Annotated in this window: 25 protein-coding genes and 2 pseudogenes; 13 read left to right on the top strand and 14 right to left on the bottom strand. The window is 74.0% G+C overall.

The features are described from left to right. The first annotated feature begins 36 nt into the window (after positions 1-36). Positions 37-1,455: a PepSY-associated TM helix domain-containing protein gene (locus ACIQR3_RS06980; protein ID WP_403535192.1), complete on the top strand. Its 1,419-nt coding sequence runs from the start codon at positions 37-39 to the stop codon at positions 1,453-1,455. A 36-nt stretch (positions 1,456-1,491) separates the two neighbouring features. Here ACIQR3_RS06980 and ACIQR3_RS06975 read toward each other — a convergent pair whose 3' ends face one another. Further along, complete coding sequence (locus ACIQR3_RS06975) at positions 1,492-1,875, bottom strand: tetratricopeptide repeat protein (RefSeq protein ID WP_403535189.1); 384 nt, start codon at positions 1,873-1,875, stop codon at positions 1,492-1,494. A gap of 193 nt (positions 1,876-2,068) precedes the next feature. Here ACIQR3_RS06975 and ACIQR3_RS06970 point away from each other — a divergent pair, with 193 nt between their 5' ends. Both ACIQR3_RS06970 and ACIQR3_RS06965 read left to right on the top strand, forming a co-directional pair. After that, positions 2,069-2,395: a hypothetical protein gene (locus tag ACIQR3_RS06970; protein ID WP_403535186.1), complete on the top strand. Its 327-nt coding sequence runs from the start codon at positions 2,069-2,071 to the stop codon at positions 2,393-2,395. A 121-nt stretch (positions 2,396-2,516) separates the two neighbouring features. Further along, the gene (locus ACIQR3_RS06965) at positions 2,517-3,887 is read left to right on the top strand and encodes a DUF3500 domain-containing protein (RefSeq protein ID WP_403535184.1); all 1,371 of its coding nucleotides are present in this window, start codon (positions 2,517-2,519) and stop codon (positions 3,885-3,887) included. Positions 3,888-3,954: 67 nt separating this feature from the next. Here ACIQR3_RS06965 and ACIQR3_RS06960 read toward each other — a convergent pair. Beyond that, a pseudogene (locus tag ACIQR3_RS06960) lies at positions 3,955-4,642 on the bottom strand (LysR family transcriptional regulator); the annotation flags it as partial. Between the two features lie 245 nt (positions 4,643-4,887). On the opposite strand from ACIQR3_RS06960, the gene ACIQR3_RS06955 reads away from it, so the two are divergent. The 6 genes from ACIQR3_RS06955 to ACIQR3_RS06930 all read left to right on the top strand — a co-directional run bounded on the left by ACIQR3_RS06955 (position 4,888) and on the right by ACIQR3_RS06930 (position 9,480). After that, positions 4,888-5,526: a class I SAM-dependent methyltransferase gene (locus ACIQR3_RS06955; protein ID WP_403535181.1), complete on the top strand. Its 639-nt coding sequence runs from the start codon at positions 4,888-4,890 to the stop codon at positions 5,524-5,526. A 132-nt stretch (positions 5,527-5,658) separates the two neighbouring features. Further along, positions 5,659-5,847 (top strand): hypothetical protein, encoded by a 189-nt coding sequence (locus ACIQR3_RS06950; protein ID WP_215166086.1) that lies wholly within the window; start codon positions 5,659-5,661, stop codon positions 5,845-5,847. A 21-nt stretch (positions 5,848-5,868) separates the two neighbouring features. Then, positions 5,869-6,564: a hypothetical protein gene (locus ACIQR3_RS06945; RefSeq protein ID WP_403535179.1), complete on the top strand. Its 696-nt coding sequence runs from the start codon at positions 5,869-5,871 to the stop codon at positions 6,562-6,564. Next, the gene (locus ACIQR3_RS06940) at positions 6,561-7,493 is read left to right on the top strand and encodes a DUF6895 family protein (RefSeq protein WP_403535176.1); all 933 of its coding nucleotides are present in this window, start codon (positions 6,561-6,563) and stop codon (positions 7,491-7,493) included. The genes ACIQR3_RS06945 and ACIQR3_RS06940 overlap by 4 nt, the downstream gene beginning before the upstream one ends. Next, entirely contained in the window at positions 7,490-8,410 is a 921-nt protein-coding gene (locus tag ACIQR3_RS06935) for a DUF6895 family protein (protein ID WP_403535173.1), read from the top strand. Before ACIQR3_RS06940 ends, ACIQR3_RS06935 begins: the two co-directional genes overlap by 4 nt. After that, entirely contained in the window at positions 8,407-9,480 is a 1,074-nt protein-coding gene (locus ACIQR3_RS06930; RefSeq protein WP_403535170.1) for a serine hydrolase domain-containing protein, read from the top strand. Before ACIQR3_RS06935 ends, ACIQR3_RS06930 begins: the two co-directional genes overlap by 4 nt. A 63-nt stretch (positions 9,481-9,543) precedes the next feature. Here ACIQR3_RS06930 and ACIQR3_RS06925 read toward each other — a convergent pair whose 3' ends face one another. Together ACIQR3_RS06925 and ACIQR3_RS06920 are read right to left on the bottom strand one after the other, a co-directional pair. Beyond that, positions 9,544-10,920: an alpha-lytic protease prodomain-containing protein gene (locus ACIQR3_RS06925; protein WP_403535168.1), complete on the bottom strand. Its 1,377-nt coding sequence runs from the start codon at positions 10,918-10,920 to the stop codon at positions 9,544-9,546. Between the two features lie 260 nt (positions 10,921-11,180). Next, positions 11,181-12,845, bottom strand: coding sequence for an alkaline phosphatase D family protein (locus ACIQR3_RS06920; protein WP_403535165.1), 1,665 nt, complete (start codon positions 12,843-12,845; stop codon positions 11,181-11,183). A gap of 172 nt (positions 12,846-13,017) precedes the next feature. On the opposite strand from ACIQR3_RS06920, the gene ACIQR3_RS06915 reads away from it, so the two are divergent. After that, positions 13,018-13,323, top strand: coding sequence for a hypothetical protein (locus tag ACIQR3_RS06915; protein WP_403535475.1), 306 nt, complete (start codon positions 13,018-13,020; stop codon positions 13,321-13,323). A gap of 67 nt (positions 13,324-13,390) precedes the next feature. Here ACIQR3_RS06915 and ACIQR3_RS06910 read toward each other — a convergent pair. Both ACIQR3_RS06910 and ACIQR3_RS06905 read right to left on the bottom strand, forming a co-directional pair. Beyond that, a pseudogene (locus ACIQR3_RS06910) lies at positions 13,391-13,626 on the bottom strand (methyltransferase); the annotation flags it as partial. After that, positions 13,608-14,153, bottom strand: a complete 546-nt coding sequence (locus ACIQR3_RS06905) for a hypothetical protein (protein ID WP_403535481.1) — start codon at positions 14,151-14,153, stop codon at positions 13,608-13,610. The gene ACIQR3_RS06905 and the pseudogene ACIQR3_RS06910, both read right to left, overlap by 19 nt. Here ACIQR3_RS06905 and ACIQR3_RS06900 point away from each other — a divergent pair. After that, positions 14,094-15,443, top strand: coding sequence for a glycosyltransferase (locus tag ACIQR3_RS06900; protein ID WP_403535163.1), 1,350 nt, complete (start codon positions 14,094-14,096; stop codon positions 15,441-15,443). The genes ACIQR3_RS06905 and ACIQR3_RS06900 overlap by 60 nt on opposite strands. 153 nt (positions 15,444-15,596) lie before the next feature. Further along, a complete protein-coding gene (locus ACIQR3_RS06895) occupies positions 15,597-15,956 on the top strand; it encodes a cupin domain-containing protein (RefSeq protein ID WP_215166104.1) in 360 nt (119 codons plus the stop codon). Positions 15,957-16,095: 139 nt separating this feature from the next. On the opposite strand, the gene ACIQR3_RS06890 is transcribed toward ACIQR3_RS06895, so the two are convergent. After that, positions 16,096-17,406, bottom strand: coding sequence for an FtsX-like permease family protein (locus tag ACIQR3_RS06890; protein ID WP_403535473.1), 1,311 nt, complete (start codon positions 17,404-17,406; stop codon positions 16,096-16,098). Between the two features lie 18 nt (positions 17,407-17,424). Beyond that, the gene (locus ACIQR3_RS06885; protein WP_403535160.1) at positions 17,425-18,171 is read right to left on the bottom strand and encodes an ABC transporter ATP-binding protein; all 747 of its coding nucleotides are present in this window, start codon (positions 18,169-18,171) and stop codon (positions 17,425-17,427) included. 142 nt (positions 18,172-18,313) lie between these two features. Between ACIQR3_RS06885 and ACIQR3_RS06880 the strand changes: the two genes are divergently transcribed. Further along, complete coding sequence (locus ACIQR3_RS06880; RefSeq protein ID WP_403535158.1) at positions 18,314-18,955, top strand: hypothetical protein; 642 nt, start codon at positions 18,314-18,316, stop codon at positions 18,953-18,955. Here the strand turns inward: ACIQR3_RS06880 and ACIQR3_RS06875 are convergent. The 6 genes from ACIQR3_RS06875 to rhaI form a co-directional block, all read right to left on the bottom strand. After that, positions 18,942-19,577 carry a lactate utilization protein C gene (locus ACIQR3_RS06875; RefSeq protein WP_403535156.1) on the bottom strand — a complete coding sequence of 212 codons (636 nt, stop codon included), beginning with the start codon at positions 19,575-19,577 and terminating at the stop codon, positions 18,942-18,944. The genes ACIQR3_RS06880 and ACIQR3_RS06875 overlap by 14 nt on opposite strands. Further along, positions 19,574-21,079 (bottom strand): LutB/LldF family L-lactate oxidation iron-sulfur protein, encoded by a 1,506-nt coding sequence (locus ACIQR3_RS06870; protein ID WP_403535154.1) that lies wholly within the window; start codon positions 21,077-21,079, stop codon positions 19,574-19,576. The genes ACIQR3_RS06875 and ACIQR3_RS06870 overlap by 4 nt, the downstream gene beginning before the upstream one ends. Next, positions 21,076-21,831 (bottom strand): (Fe-S)-binding protein, encoded by a 756-nt coding sequence (locus ACIQR3_RS06865; protein ID WP_403535152.1) that lies wholly within the window; start codon positions 21,829-21,831, stop codon positions 21,076-21,078. The genes ACIQR3_RS06870 and ACIQR3_RS06865 overlap by 4 nt, the downstream gene beginning before the upstream one ends. A 72-nt stretch (positions 21,832-21,903) precedes the next feature. After that, positions 21,904-23,352, bottom strand: a complete 1,449-nt coding sequence (locus ACIQR3_RS06860) for a rhamnulokinase family protein (RefSeq protein ID WP_403535149.1) — start codon at positions 23,350-23,352, stop codon at positions 21,904-21,906. After that, a complete protein-coding gene (locus ACIQR3_RS06855; RefSeq protein WP_403535146.1) occupies positions 23,349-25,388 on the bottom strand; it encodes a bifunctional aldolase/short-chain dehydrogenase in 2,040 nt (679 codons plus the stop codon). Before ACIQR3_RS06855 ends, ACIQR3_RS06860 begins: the two co-directional genes overlap by 4 nt. A gap of 109 nt (positions 25,389-25,497) precedes the next feature. Further along, a complete protein-coding gene (gene rhaI / locus ACIQR3_RS06850) occupies positions 25,498-26,658 on the bottom strand; it encodes an L-rhamnose isomerase (RefSeq protein WP_403535144.1) in 1,161 nt (386 codons plus the stop codon). Positions 26,659-26,787: the final 129 nt, after the last annotated feature.

Raw genomic sequence — 26,787 nt, 5'->3', positions numbered from 1 at the left:
CACGCCCGACGACGCCGACGCCCCGGAGAGACGCCCATGACCACCGCTTCCTCGACCACCACGGACGAGGCCCCGCAACCGGCCGCCGCGCAGCCAGCGCCCGGCAGATGGTCCCCGCTGCGCCCCCTCGTGCTGCGCCTGCACTTCTACGCCGGGGTGTTCGTCGCCCCCTTCCTCCTGGTCGCGGCCGTCACCGGCCTGCTGTACGCCGCCTCCTTCCAGGCCGAGAAGTTCGTCTACGCCGACGAACTCACCGTTCCCGAGGTGGGCGGGGCCAAGCTGCCGGTCTCCGAACAGGTCGCCGCCGCCCGCGAGGCCCACCCCGAGGGCACCGTCTCCGCCGTGCGCCCCTCGCCCGCCGACGACGCCACCACCAGGGTGATGCTCTCCGGCGTCGCGGGCGTCGACCCCGCCCACACGCTCGCCGTCTTCGTCGACCCCTACACCGCCGAGGTGCGCGGCGCCCTCGAACAGTACGGCTCCACCGGCGCGCTCCCGCTGCGCACCTGGATCGACGAGTTCCACCGCGACCTGCACCTCGGTCAGACCGGCCGGCTCTACAGCGAGTTCGCGGCGAGCTGGCTGTGGGTGATCGCGGGCGGGGGACTGGTGCTGTGGTTCTCCCGGCGGCGGGCCCGGCGCAAGCTGCGCGGCACCAGCGGCCGCCGCCGCACCCTCGGCCTGCACGGCGCGACCGGCGCCTGGATCGCGGCCGGGCTCGTCTTCCTCTCGGCGACCGGCCTGACCTGGTCCACGTACGCCGGGGCCAATGTCGAGAAGCTGCGCGTCTCGCTCGGCCAGACCACCCCCACCGTGTCCTCGGCCGCGGCGGGCGGCGAGCACGCGGGTCACGGCGCGGCGGCAGGCACCGGCGGGGACGCGGCGCACGGGGTCGGCCTCGACAAGGTGCTGGCCGCCGCCCGCGCCGAGGGCCTCGGCGACCCGGTCGAGATCGTCCCGCCCGCCGACGCGTCCACCGCGTACGTCGTGCGGCAGGTGCAGCGCAGCTGGCCGGAGAAGCAGGACTCGGTCGCCGTCGACCCGGCCACCGGCGAGGTCACCGACGTGCTGCGGTTCGCGGACTACCCGGTCCTGGCCAAGCTCACCCGCTGGGGCATCGACCTGCACACCGGCAACCTGTTCGGCCTCGTCAACCAGCTCGCCCTGATGGCGCTGGCGCTCGCGCTCGTCCTGCTCATCGTGTGGGGGTACCGCATGTGGTGGCAGCGCGGACGCGGCTCCTCCTTCGGCCGCCCGATCCCGCGCGGCGCCTGGCAGCAGGTGCCGCCGTACCTCCTCGTACCGCTGCTGGCCTGCGTCGCCGTCCTCGGCTACTTCCTGCCGCTGCTCGGCATCCCGCTCGCGGCGTTCCTCGCGGCCGACGTCGTCCTCGGCGAGATCGCGTACCGCCGGGGCCGCCGGACGTACGCGAGCGGCCCGGCGGCGAGGCGCTGAGCCCCGCGGCCGGGCCGCCCGGACCAGGCGGCGGGCTCAGACCTCCGCGAAGTCGCCCCCGAGGGCCGCGGCGATCCGCAGCTGGGAGTCGGCCTCGTCCTGCCGGCCCTGCCGCTCCAGCGTCCGGCCCAGCATCAGCCGGGCGTAGTGCTCCACCGGGTCACGCTCGACGATGACCCGCAACTCGGCCTCGGCGCGGTTCAGCTGGGCGGAGTGGTAGTAGGAGCGGGCGAGCAGCAGCCGCGGCCCGGTCTGCTCCGGCACCTCCTCGACCAGCCGGCCGAGGACCAGGGCCGCCGCCGCGTAGTTCTTGGCGTCGAAGAACGTCCGGGCGCGCTCCCAGCGCTCGGCGGGCGTTCCGTGGTCGTAGTACGCCGGGTGGGCCGGGCGGGCGGGGCGTGTCGAGTGGGTCGTGTTCACGGGTGGCCTCCTTCGGACCGGTCAACCACGCGAGGTGGTTGAACATTCCACGACCGGCGGGGTGCGTGCCCGCCGGACTCCGAGCCCCGGCGGCGATGTCAGTGCCTTGTCGCAGAATGCGGGTCAGCGAGATCAACTCCGGCCGGACCGGGTAGGCGGTCTCGGGTCCCGCCTCGCAGAAAGGCCCTCGTCGATGCCGTCCACCACCGCCGGCCAGTCCAGCCCGGACGCCGCCCAGGTCCTGCGTGTCATCTCCGATCCGCGCACCCCCGTCTTCGTGACCGCACACCCGGGCGGGCGGCGCAGATACGGCTACTGGCGGCCCATGGAGCCCGGCCTGCCGACGGGCGGCTGTTACGTCGCCCTGCCCACCGCCGTCTGCGAGGAACTGCGTTCCGCCGGCCGGATCGCCCTCGACGACCCCATCGTCGACCCCGCCAAGACGACCTGCCGCGTCCGGCCCGTCCCCGCCCACACAGCCTCCGCCCGCGCCCGCCGGCAGTGGGCCCGCGCGGCATGACGGAGGCACGTCCAACGAAGCCCGACAACAGGTCAGTTGACACCGGCTGAGGCAAGTGTTCCTAAGCCGCGCACAGCTTCCTGCTATCGTCTACCTAATTGTTGACGAAATTGTTCAGCACATGGTCAACGGAACGCACGGACACAAGCCCCGCACGCGGGCGGCACACCGCTCCCGCCGATGGTTCATGAACAAGGCCCTGCTCGCGGGCGGCGTCTCCGCCGTCGCGGCCATGGGCGGGTACGCCGCCACCCAGGCCGGCGCCGAGACGACGGCCACGGCCGACGCGACGGCCAGTGCCAGCCCCTCCGGCCCGCCGGCCGGCGGCGGCTTCGGCCAGACGATCGCCTACGACGACTTCGTCGGCGTCACCACCGACGGCACGGTCGTCGAGAACCTCTACGCGATCCACTCCACCGGCGTCTCCACCACCCCCGTGGTGCGCGCCGCCGCGGCCTTCGTCGACTCGCTCACCGACGACCAGAAGGCGGCCACCCTCTTCGACATCGACGCCGACCAGTGGCTCGACTGGACCAACGTCGACTCCAACGACCGCGAGGGCGTGGCCCTGCGCGACCTGACGGAGAAGCAGTACGCGCTCGGCATGAAGCTGCTGAAGTCGGCGCTGTCGGCCCGCGGCCTCAAGCAGGCCGACAGCATCCGCAAGCTCAACCACTTCCTCGGCGAGTACTCGGGCGACACCTCCAAGGCGCTCAACGAGGACGCCTACTGGTTCACCGTCATGGGCACCCCGTCGGCCACCGACGCCTGGGGCTTCCAGTTCGAGGGCCACCACCTCGTCATCAACTACTTCGTCCTCGGCGACCAGGTCGTGATGACCCCGACCTTCATGGGCTCCGAGCCGACGAAGATCACCTACGACGGCGTGGACTACCACCTCTTCCGCGAGGAGACCGTCGCCGGCCTGAAGTTCTTCCGCTCCCTGAACGACACCCAGCGCGCCGCCGCCCTCTCCGCCGACGAGAAGTCCGGCACCGACCTGATCGCCGGCGCCGGCCAGGACAACGCCCAGATCCCGTACGCCGGCGTCAAGGGCTCCGCCCTGAACAACCGCCAGCAGCAGCTCCTGCTCGACCTGGCCGAGGTGTACGTCGGCTACCAGGACGAGGGCCACGCGCGGGTGAAGCTGCGGGAGATCGAGAAGCACCTCGACGACACGTACTTCTACTGGATCGGCGAGTACGAGGACGACTCCGCGTTCTACTACCGGATCCACAGCCCCGTCGTGCTGATCGAGTACGACGCCCAGTCCCCGCTCGCCTACCACGAGGACGAGGACGGCAGCTCGGCCTCCCCCTCGGCGTCGGCCTCCGCGTCCGCCTCGGCCTCCGCCTCCACGGGCCCCGGCGCCGGCGGCCCCGGCCAGATGGGCGACCCCACCCAGCAGCACATCCACACCATCATCCGCACGCCCAACGGCAACGACTACGGCGTGGACCTGCTCAAGCTCCACCTGGCGACCGACCACTGACCGGTCCGCCGCCTCCTCGGGCCCCGGCCCCGGCCGGGGCCTTCGCGCTGCCCGTGGCCGCCGGCCACCAGTCGCCGGCGGCCCGCCTGAGGTGGTCCCGGACGCGGCGCACGTCGGGGTTGGCGTCGGCGCCCGGGCGCTGCACCAGGAAGCGGGTGTTCAGCGGCGGCTCCGCGGGGGAGTGCAGCAGCACCAGCCGGCCGCTGTCCAGGTGCTCCCGGCACAGCGAGCGGGGCAGCACGCTGTAGCCGGCGCCGGAGTTCACCGCCGCCAGGACGGCGTACAGGTTGGGCACGGTCACGGCGGCGTCGGCCGCGAGCTGCCGGCCGAAGACCGTGCGCCAGTAGCGGCGCAGGATCGGCAGGTCCTCGGCGTACGTCACCATCGGCACCGCGCGCAGGGCCGCGCCCACCTCGTCGGCGCCGGCGACCCGCTCGGCCCAGGCGGGCGCGGCGACCAGGACGTACTCCTCGTCGGCCGGCGGGACCGAGGCGAGGGCCCGGCCGCGCGGGCGGCGTCGGCTCCACCCCGCGCGGCAGCCGCGTGAAGAGGACGTGTCCGGTCTGCTGCTCCAGGGTGCGGATCCGGGCGGTCACCGTCGGCTGGGACAGGGCGAGCCCGGGCGCCGCCGCGGTGAACGAACCGGCGCGGTACACGGCCAGGAAGGTGCGCGGCGGATTCAGGTCCGCGTGCGGCGGGAGCCCCCGGCCGCCGGTGGCCGACGGCTCCTGCGGGGCCGGTGTGCGGTGCTTCACGTGCCGGCGTAGCCGCGCCTGCCATCGGGGCCCGATGGCGGAGACCGGCATTTCCATCGGTGGACGGACGGCCGCCCCGCTCCGCGTCCGGATGACCGCACGCCTGGATGCGACGCGGGTCCGCCGCCTCCCGTTTGCCGAACCGGCAAAGTTGTTCGCCGTCGGCGCGGTGTCCGGTGCAGGGTCGTCGATGAGGCGCCGCACTCCCGCGGCGCACGGCCGCAGCGCCCGCCCTGGAGGCACCCATGACCAGCGTCCCCCCGCCTGCCCAGCCCGCCGAGTTCTGGGAGTCCCGCTACCGCGACTCCGGCCGCGTCTGGAGCGGGCGCCCGAACGAACTGCTCGTACGGGAGGCGTCCGCCCTGACCCCGGGCACCGCCCTGGACCTCGGCTGCGGCGAGGGCGGTGACGCCGTGTGGCTGGCCTCGCGGGGATGGCGGGTCACCGGCGTGGACATCGCGGCCACGGCCCTGGAACGTGCCGCCGCACACGCCGCCGAGGCCGGCGTCGGGGACCGTGTGGCGTGGGAGCGGCACGAGTTGGGCGAGTCGTTTCCCGAGGGTTCCTTCGACCTGGTGAGCGCGCACTACCTGCAGTCCCCGGTCGCCCTCGACCAGCGGGGCGTACTGCGCCGGGCGGCGGCCGCCGTCGCACCCGGCGGCACCCTCCTGCTCGTCCTGCACGCCGGCTGGCCGTCCTGGCAGACCGAGCCCCCGTTCGACGCCGAGTTCCCCACCCCGGACGGCCTCCTGGCCGACCTCCACCTGCCGGCCGCCGAGTGGACCGTCGAGACCCGGGAGACGGTCCGCCGCGCGAGCGCCTCCCCCGACGGCGTCGACGGCCACCGCGAGGACCACGTGTGGCGGCTGCGGCGCGGCCGGTGAACCGGCGACCCCAGCACTGTCCGATTCGTTGAAAAAGTTACCTCATGGGTTTTTTATGAGGTAGGCATGTTTTGTGACTAGAGGGACACTTGTGGTGTGAAGGTCATTGGCCAACCAGAGGGAGATGGTGACATGCCTTCCAAGGAGAAGATGATCGAAGAGGTCATCCGCACCCAGGACATCGACATCGACGCGGCGCTCGACCCGGCCGAGGCGGAAGGCGTCTTCCGCGACAGCCGCGAGTGCGCGGCGCTGGCCCTGTCGGGTGGCAAGTACGGACTGCTGCTGTCGCCCCCGACCCCGCGCCCGAAGAAGGGCTGACCTGACCGACAGGAGCAGTGAATGCACCAGCCAGGCACCTCGTCCCTCCTGAAGGGCGCGGTGCGGGAGTTGGCTACCGGCGTGGCCTCCGCTCTGAGCAGCGGGGGCCACCGCCCGGTCTCCGGGGACCCGCCGCCGGCCACCGGGGCCGACGGCTTCGCACCGGCCGCCGTCCGGGTCCTGGGAGCCGACTTCCTGCTGCCGCACCTCCTCTTCGGCACCCGCCCGGGCGAGACGGAACTCGCCCTGTTCCGGCAGGCCGTGGAGACCTACCCGCCGCGCGCCGACGCCGCGCCCACCGTGGTGTGGAGCCACTGGGCGATGACCCGGACCCTGCACCGGCTGGCGGGCCCCGGCCCGGCCGGCCCCGGCGCCGAACCCGGCGCCGGCTGGCTCGACGTCGCCGACTGGCGGACCCTGACCCACCAACTGGCGGTGCTGGCCCCGCTCGCGCTGCCCGGCGAGGAGTGCGCCGTGGCCCGCACGGCCCGGCAGCGCCCCCTCGACCTCGCCCGCGGCTTCGTCCGCGCGGTCCGCCGCCGGGACTGGCTCCAGGCGGCCGGCGCGGGACGCTGGCTGACCCTGCTGGACGGCGTCCCCGACACCCTCGGCCTGGCGTCCGGGCTGGACTTCGTGGAGCTGATGGCCGACGGCGACCCGCAGGTCGACCTCCAGGTACGGGCGGCCCGGCGGCTGCGGGCCGGAGCGCTCGTGTGAGCGCCGCGACCGTCCGGGAGGCGTCCCGGGGCGTACGGGACGTGGCGGAGTCGGCACTGGCCTGGGCGGCGGACCACCGCGGCGCCTTCACCCTCGGCGACGACGCCCTCGCCGCGTCCGGCGAGGTCAACCGCACCTGGAAACCGCTCGGCGAACTCGCCCAGGTGTGCGCCACCGTGACCCGGCGCACCGCCCCCGCCGACCCGCTGCACGGGCAGGCCCGCGCCCTGCTGGCCCACGCCTGGCGGCAGACCGGGCAGGGCGGCCTCTTCCTCGCCCTGCAACGGAGGGAGCCCTTCGCGACGTACCCCCTGGAGGTCTACGCCGCCTTCGCCGCGGCCGGGCTGCGCCACCAGAACTACGAGACGGCCGCCGCGACGGTGGCCCGCACCCGGGGCTGGCGGCTCACCGAGCAGGACCCGACCCGCCGGCTCGGCGTCCTCGCGGCCGAACGGCACTGCGGCATCACCCGGCCCGGCCCGGCCGACGCCGTACGGGACGGCACCTGGCTCGGCGGCCTGCCCGAACCGTGGACCTTCGAGGCTCCCTCCGGGTACGCGCTCACCCACGTCGTCTTCCACCTCACCGACTGGGGCCGGGCCGGACCGGACGGCGTCCCCGCCCGTCTCGCGGAGTACCTGACGCAGTGGCTGCCGCCCTGGCTGGACACCTGCCTGGACGCCGGCCTGTGGGACCTCGGCTGCGAACTCCTCGCCGTTGCGGCGAGCGTGCCCGGCCTCCTCGACCCGGCCGGGTTCCAGGAGGCGTGGCAGCGCCTCGCGGCGGCCCGGCACCCCTCCGGCGCGCTGCCCGAGACGGCCGCGGCCCCCGACGACGACTTCGCCCACTGCTACCACTCCACGCTGATGGCCGCGTTCGCCGCGACCCTCACCCACGTACACCTCGGCGCACAAGGAGCGCTCGGATGACCGACACGCGCCTGACGCACACCGTCGGGGCCCGCGCCCTGGAATGGCTGTGGGCCCACCGGGACGGCTTCCGGCTGGAGCCCGACGTCGACCCGGAGGTGGGCTTCCTCCAGCGGTTCCAGCCCATCGGTGAACTGGCCCTGATCTGCAAGGTGCTCTTCCGCGAGGGCGTGGCCGGCTCCCGGCAGGAGCGGCTGGCCCACCGGCTCCTCGACCACGCCTGGCGCGAGACCCTGGACGGCGGCCGGATGCTGGTGCGCGGCCAGCGCACCGAACCGGTCTCCTCCATCCCCTTCGAGGTGTACCTGCCGTTCAAGGAACTCGGCTACAGCCAGCCCGAGCTGGAACGGGCCGTCGTCCTCAACCACCGTCTGGACGGCTGGCGGTTCTTCGAGCGGACCCCCACCCGCAGGCTGGGCCTGGCCGCGTTCCAGCGCCGCTTCGGCCTGACCCCCCATCCGCCCGAGGCGGAGGCCCTGACCGGCACCTGGCTGGCCCGCACCCCCGAACCCTGGACGGTCGAGGGACACATCGCCTACGACATCACCCACGCGGTGTTCCACCTCACCGACTGGGGCGAGAACCCGGCCGGCCTGCCGCCCCGCGTCGCCGACTACCTCACCGCCTGGCTGCCGGTCTGGATCGACGACTGGCTGGACCTGGAGCGCTGGGACCTGCTCGGCGAACTCCTCGTCGTCGACGCCTGCCTGCCCGAACCCACCCTCGACCAGCGGGCCTGGGAGGCGTTCGCCGCCGCCCAGCAGCCCGACGGGGCCATGCCCGCGATCCGCGAGATGCCCGAGGGCGACCCGGACGAGGTGTTCGACATCGTCTACCACCCGACGCTGGTCGCCGCCTTCGCCTCCGCCCTGGCGACCTCACGCTCCCTCACCGCCCTCGCGCACAGCGCCTCATGACCGCCCCCGCCGCGCCCTGGCCGGACGCCCCCCTCGACGACCCCGCCCCGGCCCCCGCCCCGGCCGACGACCGCGGCCTCGCCGAACGGCTGGACGCCGCCGTCGAGGCGTGTGACGCGCCCGACGCCGTCTTCGCGCTCTCCCGGCACGGCCGCCGCACCGTCCGCGCCGGGGGCACCGCACCGCCCCCCGACGTCCCCCGCGAGGACCTGCGCTACGAGGCCGGGTCGGCCACCAAGACGTTCACCGGACTGCTGCTGGCCCACCTGATCCGCTCCGGCCGGCTCACCGGCGGCGAACCGGCCGCCGCGTGCCTGGACCCCGGCCGGCCCACGGGCCCCGGCCCGGTGACCCTCGCCCATCTGATCACGCACTCCGCGGGACTGCCCGTCCTGCCGCCCGGTTTCCGCGCCCGGGCGCTGCCGGCCTGGCGCACCAACCCGTACGGCCGCTACCCCGCCGACCGGGTCGTCGACGCCTTCCTGCGCCACCACCCCCGGCACCGCCCCGGAACGCGCTGGCGCTACTCCAACTTCGGCGTCGCCGTACTGGGCCACGCCCTCGCCGCGGCCACCGGCCGGAGCTGGGACGACCTGCTCACCGGACACGTCCTGCGTCCGCTCGGCCTGGCCGGCACCGGCCTCGCCCCCGAGGGCCCCGCCACCGACGCCGTCGGCCGCGCCAAGGACGGCCGCACCCCCCTGCCGCCCTTCGACGCCGGCGGTTTCCGGGCGGCGGGCGCCGTCCGCGCCACCCCGCACGACCTGCTCACCTTCCTGGAAGCCCACCTCGACCCGGACGGCTCCCCGCTCGCCGGGGCGCTGCGGGCGGTCCGGGTGCCCGTCCTGCGCCGCGGCCTGGGCCACCGCCATGTGCACACGGTGGCGTGGTTCCGGCACCCCGTCGACGGCGGGCCCTTGTACTTCCACAGCGGCGCGACCCTCGGCCAGCAGGCGTTCCTGGGCTTCCGGCCGGACACCGGCACCGCCCTGGCCGCCGTCTGCACCCGCCGCTTCCGCGCCCACGACCCGTTCGTCGCCACCGCCTACGCCCTGCTCGCGGACGGCTGACGGCGCCCGGCCCGGGGAGTGTTCCCCGGGCCGGGCGCCGTCAGTCGTCCGGCCGTCCGTCCCTCAGGTCCGCTGCCACAGCGCCGGGGTGCCCTCCGGCGACCAGGCGACCTGCGCCTGGTGGTCCTGAAGACACGTGTACCGCACCCGTCCGTAGGCGACCGTGGCCCCGGCCTCGTAGACCCGGCCGGACCGCCATCCGTCGGCCGCCCCCTCGTCCGCGGGCGCGGGCAGGGTGGTCTGGATCGCCTGCGTCTTCAGGGTGAGGCCGTACTCCTTGAGGACCGGGTTGACCGGCTGGTAGAAGGTCGTCCCGCCGTTCGCGCAGTCGCCCGAGCCGCCCGAGGTGATGCCCTGCGCCTGGACGCCCGCGACGAACGGGCCGCCGGAGTCGCCGGGTTCGGCGCACACCGTGGTCTGGGTGAGACCGTCGACGGTGCCCTGCGGATAGCTGACGCTGGCGTCGTGCTGCTCGATGGTGCCGCAGTGCCAGCCGGTGGTGGAGCCCGACCGGCACACCGCCGCCCCGACCAGCGCCTGGACCGAGCCGGCCACCTGCACCGTCTGGCCGTCGCCGGCCTTCACGTCGGGGGTCGGGGTCCAGTTGTCGTTGACGCCCACCCAGGACATGTCCTTGCCGGGGAAGGTGGACGCCTTGAACTCGCCCTGCGCGCTCTGGTCGGCGCCGGTGGTCTTCGCGCCCGGCTTGCCGCAGTGCCCGGCCGACGTGAAGCCGTGCTCCTGGCCCTTGGTGACGGAGAAGGCGATGGAGCAGCGCGCCTTGTCGTCGATGAAGTACGGCTCGCCGCCCACCAGGTCGGCCAGCACCCGCGGCCGGTTCGCCGAGATCCGTACGCCCACGTCCTGGGCCTTCACCCCGGCGGCCCGCACGAAGGCCGTGGCGGCCTGCTTGCTGGTGGCCTGGACGACGACCCGGTTGGCCGGTACGTCGACGTACCAGACCGGCGTGTCGGGGGTGTCCACCCGCCGGGCGGCGGCGTCCAGCCGCTCCTTGACGGACCGCAGGTCGGCCAGGGTCCGCTTGACCACCGTGGCCTCCGCGCCCTGGGCCCGGATGGCGGCCACCCGCGAGGCGTCGGTGGTGGCGACGGTGAGCCGGGCCGAGGTCGTGCCGCTCACCCAGGCACCGGCGAAGTGCGTGCCCAGGGTGGTGCGGAGCCGGCCGGCGCGGGTGCCCGCCTCCGCCTCGTTGACCAGCCGGGCCGTCGCCTGGCCCGCCGTCAGCCCCAGGTCGCGTTCGAGGGCGCGCAGCACCTGGGCCGACGGCCGGTCGGCGCCGAGCGTCTGGGCGGCGGTGGGCAGCGGGCCCGGCGCGGGCGGCGGCCCGGCCGACGCGGCCGAGGGGACGGCGGTCAGGACGAGGGCGCCGAGCGCGGTGAGCGCGGCGCGGCGGCGGCCCGTGACGTGTCTGCCGACCATGCGATGTGCCTCCTGAAGCGTTCCGGAGAATGGGAGAGGAAGGGAAAGGGAGAGGAAGGGAAAGGGAGAGGAAGGGAGAGGGAGAGGAAGCGGAGGGGCGGGGAAGCGAAGGGAGAGGGGGCGAAGGGGTGGGAAGTGAAGGGGCGGGGAAGTGCTAGCCCTAGCCCGATTCGCCCCCGGTGATGCAGCACAGGTGCGCGGTTCGCGCTTTGGGGGACGCCGACGGGTGCCAAGTGCAGTACCCGGACCAGGCCGGCGGCTCAGGCCGGTTCGAGTCCCGGCGCGCCCGCCTCGGTGACGAAGGACGCGGCGGTCGTCAGCGCGGCGCCCGGCCGGGTGACGGCGGAGACGGTCTTGAAGTCGACCCGGGCGTTCCGCCGGCCGATCTCCACCCGGGCGAAGCCCCGCTTGCCGTTGTAGAACCTCAGGTGCGGGTTGGCCTTCATGTACGTGTCCCAGTTGTCGGGCTTCTCCGTACCGTCCTTGCCGCTGGCGACGGAGGTGCAGGTCAGCTCGGTGCCCAGGGTCCGGGAGTCCGGGTCGTCGAAGTTCTCCTTGATGTCGAAGGCGTAGGCGACGTGCACGTCGCCGGTGAGCACCAGCCAGTTGTCGACCCCGGCCGCCTTGGCGCCGGCGACGACCCGGTTGCGGGAGGCGCGGTAGCCGTCCCAGGCGTCCATGGACATCCGGGCGTCGGCGGTCAGGTCGAACTTGCGCTGGGAGAACGTGACCTGCTGCGGCATCACGTTCCACAGCGCGCCGGAGGACTTCCAGCCGTCCAGCAGCCACCGCTCCTGCGCGGCGCCGGTGATGGTGCGCGCCGGGTCGTCGGACTCGGCGCCGGGCGCGTGCGGCCGGTCGTCGTAGGCCTGGTCGGAGCGGTACTGGCGGGTGTCGAGGATGTCGAACTGGGCGAGCGTGCCCCAGTGCAGCCGCCGGTACAGCTGGGCGTCGGGGCCCTGGGGGAGCTGGGCGGAGCGCAGCGGCTGGTTCTCCCAGTAGGCGCGGTAGGCGGCGGCCCGGCGGACCAGGAACTCCGACTGCGGGACGTCGTTCTCGGGGACGGGCCCGGCGTAGTTGTTCTCCGTCTCGTGGTCGTCCCAGGCGACGACGAACGGGTGGGCGGCGTGCGCCGCCTGGAGGTCCTTGTCGCTCTTGTACAGCGCGTACCGCAGCCGGTAGTCCGCGAGGGTCATCGTCTCCCGGTCGAACACGTCGGGCAGGGTGACGTCGGTGTACCGGCGCTCGCCGCCCGCCGAGTTCACCGCGTACTCGTAGAGGTAGTCGCCGAGGTGGAACACCACGTCGACGTCCTCTTCGGCGAGGTGCCGGTGCACCGTGTAGTAGCCGTCCTGGTAGGCCTGGCAGGCGACGGCGGCCAGCCGGAGGGAGGCCGCGTCGGTGTCCGCGGCGGGCGCGGTGCGGGTGCGGCCGACGGGGCTGATGAACCCGCCGGTCCGGAACCGGTAGTAGTACACGGTGGCGGGGTCCAGGCCCTGGACCTCGACGTGCAGGCTGTGGCTGTACTCCGGGTAGGCCGTCGCCGTGCCCGTCCGCACCCGGGCGGCGAAGGACTCGTCCAGCGCCACCTCCCACTCCACCGCCACGCGCTGTTCCCCCAGTCCGCCGTCGGCCGCGAACGGCTCCGGCGCCAGCCGCGTCCACAGCAGCACCGAGTCGGGCAGCGGGTCACCGGAGGCGACGCCGAGGGTGAACGGGTCGTCGGTGAGGCGGGCGGCGTCCAGTTCGGGTGCGGCGGCGGCGCCGCGGGCCGGCAGGTTGGTGGAGAAGGCGAGCGCCGCGGCGGCCGCGGTGACGGTGAGGAAGCGCCGCCGGCCGAGGTAGCGGGCGGCGGCGCCCAGCACGGCGTCGTGCGGGGAGAAGGCATGCGCGGCCAGTGCTCTGGGACGGCCCGGGAACGCCATCTGGGGTCCTCTCGTAGGGAGCGGCGGACCCTGCATGCTAAGCAGACAAAAAACCTGAAAAGGGGTAAACGTGCGGGGTGTGGGGGCTGATCACACAGGAGGCGGTACGCGTGTGTGTCCGCGGTCCGCCGGGGGCACCCGGACGGGGACGAGGAAGGCGGTGAGCGTGCCGGTGCCCAGGGCGAGGCGGTACGACGTGGCGGCCTCGGGCCGCTGGTGGGACGAGGAGGACAACCGCTGGCTGCCGGCCGGCGAGGTGCACGCGTGGGAACAGGGCCTGAACCAGACGGTGTGCGGCCTGTCCCTGCACCGGTCGCAGCTCTCCCGTTTCCCCTCGGTCACCTGGGCCGACGTGCTGCCGGAGTCCGGTGGCGCGGCCGACGAGGTGCGCCGGGTGTGCCCGCGCTGCGCGGCCGCGGCGGGCCGCCGCGGGGCGGGTGCCCGCCCCGGCTGGCGGCGGACGAATCCGCGGCCGTGAGCAGATCACGTGGACCGGTCCGCGGCCGTGAGCAGATCACGTGGACCGGTCCGCGGCCGTGAGCGGCCTACGCGGGCAGCGGCGCGCGGCTGACGCGGATCGTCGACTGGCCGTGCGGGCGGGTCTCCCAGTCCGCCATGAACCGTGCATGAACCGTGCGTGCAGTCCGTGCCGCCGGGCCAGTTCCAGCAGCGTGTCGGTGCGGTAGTAGAAGTCCTCCCGCAGCACTTGGTGCTCGGTGCCCTCGGTCCGGTCGAAGGTGAAGTCGAAGAACCCGGTGTCGGTCAGCACCCGGCCCACGTGGTCGGGGTGCTTGAGCCGCAGCCAGGTGTCGCGTCCGGCGCGGCGGAGGCAGGGGCCGACGCGGCCGGGGTGGCGCAGGGCGTAGGCGGCCTTGTGGGTGAGCGCGGCGCGGTTGCTGCGCCGCTTTCTGGCGTCCTTGGGCAGGACGAAGAGACCTTCCGCGTGCGGGAAAGGGCCGTCACCGACAGGGTCCAGGCCATCGCGGACAGGACACGGCGGGTCAGCAGTCCGGCGAGGGCGCCGGTGGCCAGGCCGAACAGGGCGGCGGCGACGGCGGACGGTCCGGAGCCGCTCAGCGCGGTCGTCTCGTACCGGAACAGGCCGTAGCTGTGGTCGGCGGCCGGCTGCCACCACCAGTGGAACAGCCAGGCCAGGATGCCAGAGAGGGTCACCGTGGACAGTGCGGCGAGGGCGAGGCGGGTGGTGAACCACTGGGCGCGGCCGACGCCCTGGGCGAGGACCATGCGGTGGGTGCCCAGTTCGCGGTCGCGGCCCAGCAGCGGCGAGGAGGCCCTGTACGCCGACAAGGCCCGCTCCTGGGCCGACGGCACGCCCGCCGCGGGCTGGGCCCCTACCGCCCGGCCGGCCTGCCCGCCCTGGGCCGGCTGGCCCTCGCCGTCCACGACAGCGTCGGCGCGCTGCGCGCGGTCGCGCTGCTGCTGACCCTGTTCACCCCCGCCGTCACCTGCCTGGCCGCCGCCCGCTGGACCACTCCGCGCCGGGGCGCGCTGGTGGCGCTGCTCCTCCTCGGCGGGCTCGGATTCCTGCACCGGACACCGGAGTTCCTCAACGACATCGGCGCCACCGGCCTGCTCCTGCTGGTCGTCGCCCTGCTGGTCCGCTGCCAGGAACGCCCGCGCTCGCGCTGGACCCCGCTCGCCACGTCCCTCGTCGCGCTCGCCGCGTTCTACCTGCGCTACGGCAGCCTCGGCAACCTCCTGGCGATCGCCCTGGCCGCGCACTTCGCCTACGGCCCGCGCGCCTGGCTCGCCCGGGGCCGCCGGCTCGCCCTCGCCGCCGGGGTGTTCGCCGCGGGCCTGCTCCCGCACTTCGTCCACGCCGAGCGGGTCACCGGCTCCCCGCTCGGCCTGATCCTGTGGGCGACCTCGCAGGCCAACCGTTCCTACGTCGGCGACGGCCTCGTCCACTACGCGGCGATCCTCCCGTACCGCCTCGCCGGTGACCTGGGCGCCGTGGTCATGGCGGGCGGCCTGCTGCTCGCGGTGTCGGCCCTGCGCGGCCGGCGTGACGAGGGGGACCTCCTGGCCGCGCGCCGGGTGTTCCTCGGGACGACGGCCGTCCTGGTCCTCGTCGTCCTCGGTCTGGTCACCGACGGCGAGCCCCGCTTCGTCTACCTGCCGGTCGTGCTGCTCACCCTGCTCGGCGTCGAGGCGCTCCCGCGCGGCACCGGCCGCTGGGGTCCCCCGCTGCTGGCGGCGACCGGCGCGCTGGCCGCGCTGACCGTCCTCGGCACCGCCCGGGTCGTGGCCCACGGCGCGATGCCCGGCCCCACCGCCCAGGCCCGGTCCACGGTCCCCGTCGCCGAACGGCTCGCCGCCGACCGCACCGACCGCCCCTGCCTCCTGGTGACCGGCGACGAACCCGAGGCGGGCCGGTACTCCGGCTGCGACGCGGTCACCTACGCCCAGTACCGCCGCCTCACCCCGCCCCCGGGCACCACGGTCCGGCTGCTCCTGTTCACCCACGGGTGCCTCCAGCCCGACCCGGCCGCCCTGCCGCCCGGCCGGCGCACCACGATCCCCACCGGCGGCCCGCTGGGCACCGCCACCGTGATCACCCTGCCGCCGGACCGGTGAGGGCGCGGGACGTCACCCGGTTGGCGCACCCGGCTTGACGGACGGACGATGGAGGAGTGGGGCGGGTCCCCGCCGGTGTCATCCGTGGGGAGCGCGGGCCAGACGGAGGCCGGCCCCGGCCGCGTGCGAACACGGCCGGAAAGGAGGAGCGTCATGCTGGAGATCAAGACGCTCGACAAGCCCGACGAACGACGCGACTTCCCCCGGGGGCACATCGAGGCCGTCCACATGACCGGACTCGACTTCGCCGTCGCCACCTTCGAACCGGGCTGGCGCTGGTCGGAGTCGGTGGCCCCGCTCGCGGGCACCGAGAGCTGCATGATCCACCACAACGGCTACGTGCTCCAGGGACGCATGCGCCTGCGCATGGACGACGGCGCCGAGAGCGAGGTCGGCCCCGGCGACGTCTTCGTCTGCCCGCCCGGACACGACGCCTGGGTCGTGGGGGACGAGCAGGTCGTCGTCCACGACTTCGCGGGCGGCATGGCCCAGGAGTACGCCAAGGCCGGCTGACGGCCCCTGGGCGCACAGCGTCGGCGTACGGGACTGCGGCAGGCGGTCGGAGCGGGCTCTGACCCCTGACCGCCTGCCGCGCACGGTGCGGTCCCTGACGCCGACCGCCTGCCGCGCACGGCGCGGACGGACCCGTAGCTCACGCCGCCTCGGCGACCGCCCTCACCGCCGGGACGCGCAGCACCCGGCGGGCCGTCGCCAGGCTCGTCCCCAGCGTCACGGCCGCCGCCACCGCCGTCATCGCGAGCCAGGTGCCCCAGAACGCGTCCGGCAGCACCGAGTCGGTGCGCACCATCGTGAACGGGACGATCCCGGCCAGGGCCGCCGCCGTGCCGAACAGCACCCCCGTCACGGTGAGCAGCGCGCCCTCCACCGCGACCGTGCCGAGCACCTGCCCGGGCGCCGCGCCCGCCAGCCGCTGCTGCCCGAACTCGCGGGAGCGGTGGGCCGTCGCCGCGTACAGCGCGTTGACCAGCAGCACGCAGACGAACACCGCGACGATGCCGACCACCGTGAAGTTGAGCGTCTCCAGGTTCTTGGCGTCGACCGACTTCACCCGGCCCGACGCCGCGACCGCGTCGCTCTCCACGGCCTGCAGGGTGAGCGTCGCCGTGGACACCGCCGTGAACAGGATCAGGGACATCAGGATGCCGGCCAGGTCACCGGCGCGCTCCCGCAGATTGCGCACCGCAAGCCAGCCGCTCGCCCCGCCCAGCGGCAGCCGCGCCGTCACCGCCGTCAGCAGCCGTGCCGCCAGCAGCGCGAAACCGACCGACAGCAGGATCGCCCCGTAGGCGGCCGGTGCCATCAGCGCCTCGTCCGTCGCGGAGAACGCCAACGTCGAGCAGGTGCCCGCCGCCCCGGCCGCCAGCGCGCCGTACGCGACGAACCGCCGCGCCCCCGGCCGCCGCCCGCCCGGCCGGGTCACCCGCCGCACGGCGAGGAACGCGGCGCCCGCCGCCGCGAGCGAGGTCACGGCCACCCCGGACACCAGGGCGACCGGGCCGAAGGCGTACTCCACCGACTCCGCCACCTGCCCGCTGTCCTGGAACACCCCGAGCAGCGCCCGCCCGCCGAGCATCGCCGGGCCGGTCGCCAGCACCGCCCCCGCCAGGGCGACGGCCACCGCCTCGCCCACCACCATCCGCCGGAGCTGCGCCGGGGTCGCCCCCGAGCAGCGCAGCAGCTCCAGCTCGGCGGCGCGCTGCCGTACGTTGACCGTCAGCGTCGAGGCGATCGCGAAGAACACCAGCAGCGTGCCGTACCCGCCCACCACCCCCGCCGACAGACCGAGGGTCTCCGCGCTCACCGCGTCGACGCCGTCGCCCGCCGCCGTGTCGTGCAGCGAGTTGAACGTCATGACGACCCCCGCGCCCAGGAAGGCGGACAGCAGCGTCGCCAGGAACCGTCCCGGCCGGTGCCGTACCGACCGCACCGCCAGGCCGCCCATGGTGAGTGTCCCCATGGCTCACACCCCCGCCGGCACGTCGTCGCCCAGGTGCGCCAGCCGCTCGGCCACCGCGTCCGGCGTCGGTGCCCGCATCCGTCCGGCCACCCGGCCGTCGGCGAGGAACACCACCGCGTCGGCGAAGGAGGCGGCCACCGGGTCGTGCGTCACCATCACCACCGTCCGCCCGTGCACCCGCACCGCGTCCTGGAGCAGCCCGAGCACCCGCCGCGCGCTGCGCGTGTCCAGCGCGCCCGTCGGCTCGTCCGCGAAGATCACCCGGGGCTCGGTGACCAGCGCCCGCGCGATCGCCACCCGCTGCCGCTGACCGCCGGAGAGCTGGTGGGGCCGGTGCCCGAGCCGGTCGCCGAGCCCGACCGCGGCGAGGACCTCCCGGGTCCGCCGCCGGTCCACGCGCCGCCCGGCCAGCTTCAGCGGCAGCACCGTGTTCTGCGCGACGGTCAGCGTCTCCAGCAGGTTGTACTGCTGGAACACGAACCCCACCCGCCCGCGCCGGAACCGCGTCAGCTCCGTCTCCGTGCCGCCCGTCAGCTCCGTGCCGTCCACGCACACGATCCCGGCGTCCGGCCGGTCCAGCCCCGCCGCGCACTGCAACAGCGTCGACTTGCCCGAGCCGGACGGCCCCATCACCGCGGTGAACGTGCCCTGCTCCAGGCCCAGCGTCACCCCGTCCAGCGCCGTCACCGCACTGTCGCCGGTGCCGTACGTCTTGCTGACCTTCACCAGCCGCAAAGCCTCACGGGACATCGTCATCCCCCTCCCCGCCGGCACACCCTGTGCCTCACCGACGACGCTACGAGCGCGGCGGTCCGGACACAGTGGGGGCGGGGCCCGTATCGCGGGGTGTACCCAGTGACACCCGCGGACCGGTTCGGACAGGATGGCGGCCATGACCGACGGAACAGCCTGGCTCGCCGTCCCCCAGCCCGCCGGCTCGGGCGGCCACCGCATCGTGATGTCCCGCGAACTCGCCTCCGACGAACTGGTGTCGAGGATCACCGCCACGGTGCGGGGCCCCCGGCGCACGGCCCGGGCCATCGGCAGCCTGTCCGCCGCCCAGGTCCACGACCTGCTGGAGGGCCTGTACGGGCAGGCGTGCGACGGGCTCGCCCTGCGCCACGGGGAGGCGGGGGAGTGGTCCTTCGCCTGCGCCTACGGCGGCCTGCCCGGCGCGTTCGACGACCGCGCCGCGCTCTCCCGCGAGGGCGCCCATGTCTTCGTACTGGACCACGACCCGGACAACTACCGGAAGGCACCGGGGTTCGAGTACGGGCACGACGGCCGGCCCCGGTGCGCTTTCAACCTCTACCTGGACGGTTCGCGGGCCTCCTGGCCGCCCGTCGGCGACCCGGAGACCGTGGCCCGGGTGCGCGAGGCGCTGGCCGCCGCCGGGCTGCCCGACGACAAGCGTGACCCCCGCACGGTGCACCGGGACTGCCTCCAGGTGCTGGAGCAGTGCTTCGGCCTCTCGCTGCCCCGGCGGGAGATCAGCCGGCGGGTCCTGCCCACGGTGCTGCTCACGCGGACGTGACCAGCACCACCTCCAGCGTGCGCGGCCCGTGCACCCCCTCCACCCGGTCCAGCTCGATGTCGCTGGTCGCCGACGGGCCGGAGATCCAGGTCAGCGGGTGGGCGGGGTCGAGCCGTTCGAGGCCCTGGGGCACGGAGGAGACGACCTGGTCCGGCACCCGTACGACACAGATGTGGTGGTCCGGCACGAGGGTGATGCGGCGGCGGCCCTGGTCGGGGGAGCCGTCCAGCACGAGGGTGCCGGTCTCGGCGATGGCGACCGCGCATCCCGTGACCACGCTGTCGACCCGGTCGAGGTCGGACACGCTCCCCTCGGCCCGGTCCGCGACCCGGGTGACGTCCGTGTCCGCGAGCCACCCCTCGTCCAGCCCCGGCGGCACGACCACCGACGCCGACCCGCGCGCGGCCAGCAACCCGGCGATCACCGACGGCAGTTCGGAGTCCGTGCACCGGTGCACGACCGCCCGGTAGTCCGCCAGGTTCTCCGCCAGCAAGTCCACCGTCTCCGCGACGCTCCGCGCCCCGTGCTCGCGCAGATACTCCCGTGCGAAAGCCGTCTCCTCCTCCGGTACGTCCGCCAGCGCGCGCCGCACCCGGCCCAGGATCCGTTCCCTGCTGCTCACTTGGCCCCGCCTTCCTCGCCGCCGTGCGTGCGCTGCCACCAGTCCCGGAACGGCTCCGCCGGCACCGCCGGCAGATCCCGGCCCCCGGTCCACGCCCGGCCCGGCCCGGGCAGCGTGCGCGGATGGAAACGCCGGGTGCGCGACGCCAGCCGCTGCCCGGCGCGCAGCGCGCCCGGATGGGCGAACGCCCACTGCGCGGCCCGCATCGCCGCCCGCTCGGCGGCGTGTCCCTTGGCCGGTCTCAGGACGACCCTGTTGCCCTCGCGGACCGCCGGCCCGCCCTGCACCACCCGCTCCCGCAGGTGCACCAGTACCTCGGGGATGTCGATGGCCACCGGGCACACCTCGTAGCAGGCCCCGCACAGCGAGGAGGCGTACGGCAGGGAGGCGTCGATCTCGCTGCCGGTGCCCCGCAGCTGGGGGCTGAGGATGGCGCCGATCGGCCCCGGGTACACCGACCCGTAGGCGTGGCCGCCCGCCCGCTCGTACACCGGGCAGACGTTCAGGCAGGCCGAGCAGCGGATGCAGCGCAGCGCCTGGCGGCCGACCTCGTCGGCGAGGGTGTCGGTGCGGCCGTTGTCGAGGAGCACCAGGTGGAAGGTGCTCGGGCCGTCGCCGTCCGTGGTGCCGGTCCAGGTCGAGGTGTACGGGTTCATCCGCTCGGCGGTGGAGGAGCGGGGCAGGGTCTGGAGGAAGACCTCCAGGTCCCGCCAGGTCGGCACGATCTTCTCGATGCCGACGACCGAGATGAGCGTCTCCGGCAGGGTCAGGCACATCCGGCCGTTGCCCTCGGACTCCACGACGACCAGGGTGCCGGTCTCGGCGACCATGAAGTTGGCGCCGGAGACGCCGACCTTGGCGCGCAGGAACTTCTCCCGCAGGTGCAGCCGGGCCGCCTCCGCCAGTTCGGCGGGGGTGTCGGTCAGTCCCTCGGGGGCCGGGCGGCCCCACTCGCTCATCTCCCGCTCGAAGATCTCCCGGATCTCACCCCGGTTGCGGTGGATCGCCGGGACCAGGATGTGCGAGGGGCGGTCCTTGCCCAACTGCACGATCAGCTCGGCGAGATCGGTCTCGTAGGCGCGGATGCCCTCCGCTTCGAGGGCCTCGTTGAGACCGATCTCCTGCGTGGCCATCGACTTGACCTTGACGACCTCCGTCTCGCCGGTCGCCTTGACCAGATCGGTGACGATCCGGTTGGCCTCGGCGGCGTCGGCGGCCCAGTGGACGATGCCGCCCGCTGCCGTCACCGACGCCTCCAGCTGCTCCAGGTAGCGGTCGAGGTGGCGCAGCGTGTGGTCCTTGATCCGCTTGCCGGCCTCGCGCAGCTCGGCCCAGTCCTCGACCTCGGCGACGGCCTTGGCCCGCTTGGCGCGGATGGTGTGCGTGGCGTGGCGCAGGTTGCCCCGCAGGGTCGTGTTCCGCACCGCCTCGTGCGCGGCCTTCGGGAAGGCCGGGTGGGCGGGCGGGGGAAACGCAGGCATTCCCACGAATGTGCCGCTCATACCGCCGGTTCCTCCTCCGTGCTCGCCAGGATCTCGGCGATGTGCACCGGCCGCATGCCGGTCCGCAGCCGGGTCATGGTCCCGCCGATGTGCATCAGGCAGGAGTTGTCGGCCGCGCACAGCACCTCGGCTCCGGTCGACTCCGCGTTGCGTACCTTGTCCGTGCCCATCGCCAGCGACACGTCCGCGTTCTTCATGGCGAAGGTGCCGCCGAACCCGCAGCACTCCTCCGCGCCCGGCAGCTCGACCAGGTCGAGGCCCTTCACGGCGCGCAGCAGCGCGAGCGGACGCTCACCGAGCCCGAGGGAGCGCAGCCCGTGACAGGTGGGGTGGTACGTCACCGTGTGCGGGTAGTACGCCCCGACGTCCGTCACCCCCAGCACGTCCACCAGGAACTCCGTCAGCTCGTACGTCTTCGGCACCACCGGCGCCAGCGTGGCCGCGAGGGAGTCCCCGCGGCCCTCGGCCCGCGCCCGCTCGCCCATCCGCGGGTACAGCTCCCGCACCATCGCCCCGCAGGACCCCGAGGGCGTCACGATCGCCTCGTACTCCTGGAAGACCTCGGAGAAGTGCCGGGCCAGCGGCTCCGCCTCGTGCCGGTAACCGGTGTTGTAGTGCGCCTGCCCGCAGCAGGTCTGCCCGGCCGGGAAGTCGACGTCGACGCCCAGCCTGGTCAGCAGTTTCACCACCGCGCGCCCGGTATCGGGATAGAGCGTGTCGTTGACGCAGGTCAGGAACAGGGCGACACGCATCGCGGCTCCTTGCTGTTGATCATCGGACGGAAAAAGGGTAGTGCGCGGGCCGGGACCCGGGACAGGCCCCGGTCACCGGTCGGCGAGCCGTGCCTCGGCGGCCCGCCAGCGGGCGGCGTCCCCGCGCGGCTCGTAGCGGACCGGCCGCTGGGTGCGGACCAGCAGGTCGCGCATGCCGGCCAGGTCACCGACCAGGCCACCGGCCCGGGCCTGGACGAGGACGTTGCCGAGCGCGGCGGCCTCCGCCGGGCCGGCCACCACCGGCAGCCCGCAGGCGTCGGCGGTCAGTTGGCACAGCAGCGCGTTGCGCGCCCCGCCGCCGACGACGTGCACGACGTCCACCGGGTGCCCGGCGAGCCGCTGCGCGTCCTCGACCGCCTTGCGGTGGGCCAGGGCGAGGGAGTCCAGGATGCACCGGGTGATCTCGGCGGGCGTGACCGGCACCGGCTGCCCGGACGCCCGGCACGCCTCGGCGATCCGCTCCGGCATCCGGCCCGGCGCCAGGAACGCCGCGTCCCCGGCGTCCACCACCGACCGCAGCCCGGGCACCTCGCCCGCCGCCCGCAGCAGCTCGCCCAGGTCCGTCTCGCCCCAGGAGCGCAGGCACTCCTGGAGCAGCCACAGCCCCATGATGTTGCGCAGGTAGCGGACCGTGCCGTCCAGCCCCAGTTCGTTGGTGAAGTTGGCGGCGCGGCTCTCCTCCGTCAGCACCGGCGCGGACAGCTCCAGACCGGCCAGCGACCAGGTGCCGGTGCAGATGTACGCGAACCGCTCGTCCGTCGCCGGTACGGCGGCCACCGCCGAGGCGGTGTCGTGCGAGCCGACCGCCGTCACCGGCACCGGCCCGCTCAGCCCCGTCTCCTCCAGCACCTCCGGCCGCAGCACACCCGCCGGATCACCGGGCAGGCGCAGCGGCGGGAAGAGCCCGAGGTCGATGCCGAGCCGGTCGGCGACGTCGTACGCCCAGTCGCGGGTGCGCGGGTCGATCAGCTGGGTGGTGGAGGCGTTGGTCAGCTCCGTGCCCTGCTCACCGGTCAGCCAGTACGTCAGCAGATCGGGGATCAGCAACAGCCTTTTCGCGTACGCCAGTTGCGCGGTGGAGCGGGCCGCCGTCAGCTGGTACAGCGTGTTGAACGGCGCGTACTGCAACCCGGTCGCCGCGTACAGCTCGGTGGCCGGCACGCTCGCCCACACCTTCTCGGCGACGCCCTCGGTGCGGGCGTCGCGGTAGTGCACCGGGTTGCCGAGCAGCGCGCCGTCCGCGTCCAGCAGGCCGTAGTCCACCGCCCAGCTGTCCACGCCGACGGACGCCACCTGACCGGCCGCCCGCAGCCCCTCCAGCACCCCGGCGTACAGTCCCAGCACGTCCCAGCGCAGCCCCTCGGGCACCCGCACCGGCCGGTTGGGGAAGCGGTGCGCCTCGGTCAGCTCCAGGGTGCCGGGGCCGACGCGGCCGACCATGACGCGCCCGCTGGACGCGCCGAGGTCGACCGCGGCGTACGAGGTCACGGAGGTGCTCATCGCAGGAACGCGGCGGCGACGCCGGCGTCGACCGGGACGTGCAGGCCGGTGGTGTGGGTCAGGTCTCCGCCGGTCAGCGCGAACACGGCGTTCGCCACGTGCTCCGGGAGCACCTCGCGCTTGAGCAGCGTGCGCTGGGCGTAGAACTCGCCGAGCTTCTCCTCCGGCACCCCGTAGACGGCGGCCCGCTTGGCGCCCCAGCCGCCCGCGAAGATGCCCGAACCGCGCACCACACCGTCGGGGTTGACGCCGTTGACGCGGATGCCGTGCTCGCCCAGCTCGGCCGCGAGCAGGCGCACCTGGTGGGCCTGGTCGGCCTTGGTGGCGGAGTAGGCGATGTTGTTGGGACCGGCGAAGACGGCGTTCTTCGACGCGATGTAGACGATGTCACCGCCCAGCTCCTGGGCGATCATCACCCGGGCCGCCTCCCGCGACACCAGGAACGAGCCGCGCGCCATGATGTCGTGCTGGAGGTCCCAGTCCTTGACCGAGGTCTCCAGGAGCGGCTTGGAGATGGAGATGCCGGCGTTGTTGACCACCAGGTCGACCCCGCCGAACGCCAGCACGGCGTCCCGGAACGCGGCGGCGATCTGCTCCTCGTCCGTCACGTCGACCGTGACGGCGACGGCCTTGTCCGCACCGCCCAGCTCCTCGGCCACCTGCGCCGCGTTGTCCCCGTCGAGGTCCGCGATCACGACACACGCGCCCTCGGCCACCAGCCGGTGGGCGATCGCCTTGCCGATGCCGCTGCCCGCGCCGGTCACCAGCGCGACCCGCGTCGCGAGCGGCTTGGGCTTCGGCATCCGCTGGAGCTTGGCCTCCTCGAGGGCCCAGTACTCGATGCGGAACTTCTCCGACTCCTCGATCGGCGCGTACGTCGAGACCGCCTCGGCCCCCCGCATCACGTTGATCGCGTTGACGTAGAACTCGCCGGCCACCCGCGCCGTCTGCTTGTCCTTGCCGAAGGAGAACATGCCCACGCCCGGCACCAGCACGATCGCCGGGTCGGCGCCGCGCATCGCGGGGGAGTCGGGGCCGGCGTGCCGCTGGTAGTAGGCGGCGTACTCCTCGCGGTAGGCGGTGTGCAGCTCCTTCAGCCGCGCGATCGCCTCCTCCAGCGGCGCGCCCGGCGCGACGTCCAGGACCAGCGGGCGGACCTTGGTGCGCAGGAAGTGGTCCGGGCAGGAGGTGCCGAGCGCCGCCAGCCGCGGGTGCTCGGCGCGGGAGACGAAGTCCAGCACCACGTCGGAGTCGGTGAAGTGGCCGACCTGCGGCCGGTCCTGGGAGGCGATCGCCCGGACGTACGGCGCCAGCGCCGCGGCCCGCGCCCGCCGCTCGGCCTCGGGCAGCGGCTCGTACCCGTCGAGCACGGGTCCGAACGGCTCCGCCTTGCCCCGCTCCGCCAGGAACTCCTCGGCGGTGCGGATGATGTGCAGCGAGTTGCGCTCGCACTCCTCGGAGGTGTCGCCCCAGGCGGTGATGCCGTGCCCGCCGAGCACACAGCCGATGGCCTGCGGGTTGGCCTCCTTCACCGCCGCGATGTCCAGGCCGAGCTGGAAGCCGGGCCGCCGCCACGGCACCCACACGACCGTGTCGCCGAAGCACTCGGCGGTGAGCTTCTCGCCGTCGGCCGCGCAGGCCAGCGCGATACCGGAGTCGGGGTGCAGATGGTCGACGTGCGCGGCCTCGACGAGCCCGTGCATGGCGGTGTCGATGGAGGGAGCCGCCCCGCCCTTGCCGTGCAGGCAGTAGTCGAACGCGGCGACCATCTCGTCCTCGCGCTCGACACCGGGGTAGACGTCCTTGAGCGCCCGCATCCGGTCCAGCCGCAGCACGGCGAGCCCCGCCTCGGTCAGCGTCCCGAGGTCACCACCGGACCCCTTGACCCACATCAGCTCCACATCACCCCCGGTGACGGGGTCGGTCTCGGTGCCCTTGGCGGAGGCGTTGCCTCCCGCGTAGTTGGTGTTCCGCGGATCGGAACCGAGCCGATGGGAACGAGCGATCAGCGCCTCGGCTTCGGGGTGCGGTGCCATGTCTTCCAGTCCTTTTCAAACGAGGGATGAGTATCGAAGGGGCGCGGTGAACTGCGCGGCCGGCCACACCCGGCCCGCAGCCCGCGACGTCACAGAACCCGGCAGCCGCTCACGCCCCCCACCCGGCCTGCTCCCCGCCGATCCGCTCCGCGACAACCTTCTCCGCCCACCCCGACGCCTTGTACGCCTTCAGAGGCTCCGGGTCCAGCCCCATCTCCTGACGCACCTCACGGAGCAGCGGCCGCACATCCGTGTTGTACGCGTCCATCAGCACCGCGTTGGCCTCCAGCACATCCCCCGAGGCCTGCGCCGCGACCAGCGCGTCCCGGTCCACCAGCAGCGCCTTCGCCGTGGCCTCCTGGACGTTCATCACGGACCGGATGATCGCCGGGATCTTCGCCTCGATGTTGTGGCACTGGTCGAGCATGAACGCCACGTCCGACGAGAGCCCGCCCCCGCGCACCACCTCGTACATGATCCGGAAGAGCTGGAACGGGTCGGCCGCCCCGACCATCAGGTCGTCGTCCGCGTAGAACCGGGAGTTGAAGTCGAACCCGCCGAGCTTCCCCTCCCGCAGCAGCGTCGCCACGATGAACTCGATGTTGGTGCCCGGCGCGTGGTGCCCGGTGTCCACGACGACCTGTGCCTTCTCGCCGAGCTTCAGGCAGTGCGCGTACGCCGTGCCCCAGTCCGGGACGTCCGTCGAGTAGAAGGCCGGCTCGAAGAACTTGTACTCCAACAGCATCCGCTGGTCGTCACCGAGCCGCTCGTACACCTCGGCCAGCGCCTCGGCCAGCCGGTCCTGCCGCCCGCGGATGTCGTCCTGCCCGGGGTAGTTGGTCCCGTCGGCGAACCACAGCTTCAGGTCCCTGGAGCCGGTGGCGTCCATGATGTCGACGCACGCCAGCAGGTGGTCCACCGCCTTGCGGCGCACCGCCGCGTCGGGGTGGCAGACGCTGCCCAGCTTGTAGGCGTCGTCCTGGAAGGTGTTGGAGTTGATCGCCCCGACCTGCACGCCCCGCTTCTCGGCGTACTCGGCCAGCGCGGCGTAGTCGTCGACCGTGTCCCACGGGATGTGCAGGGCGACGGTCGGTGCCACGCCCGTGAACTCGTGGACCTTCGCGGCGTCGTCGAGCTTCTCGAACGGGGAGCGCGGCACACCGGCCTGCGCGAACACCTTGAACCGGGTGCCCGAGTTCCCGTACGCCCACGACGGCGTCTCGACTGCCTGCGTCTTCAGCGCGGCCTTCACCGCGGCGAGCTCGGTCACGTCGGCTCCTGATGTCGGGTCGCACCGTCCATGCGTACGACCATGAGTGAAACGATTCAGAACGCGAAGCTATGAGGCTCCCGAAGAGGTGTCAACCCTTCTGGGGGGCCGGGCTCGCCGTGACCCTGT

It is taken from the genome of Streptomyces sp. NPDC090994 (assembly GCF_044768905.1).
GTDB lineage: Bacteria > Actinomycetota > Actinomycetes > Streptomycetales > Streptomycetaceae > Streptomyces.
The sequence above is the reverse complement of the archived record's forward strand: the minus strand, read 5'-3'. Positions and strand labels throughout refer to the sequence as shown.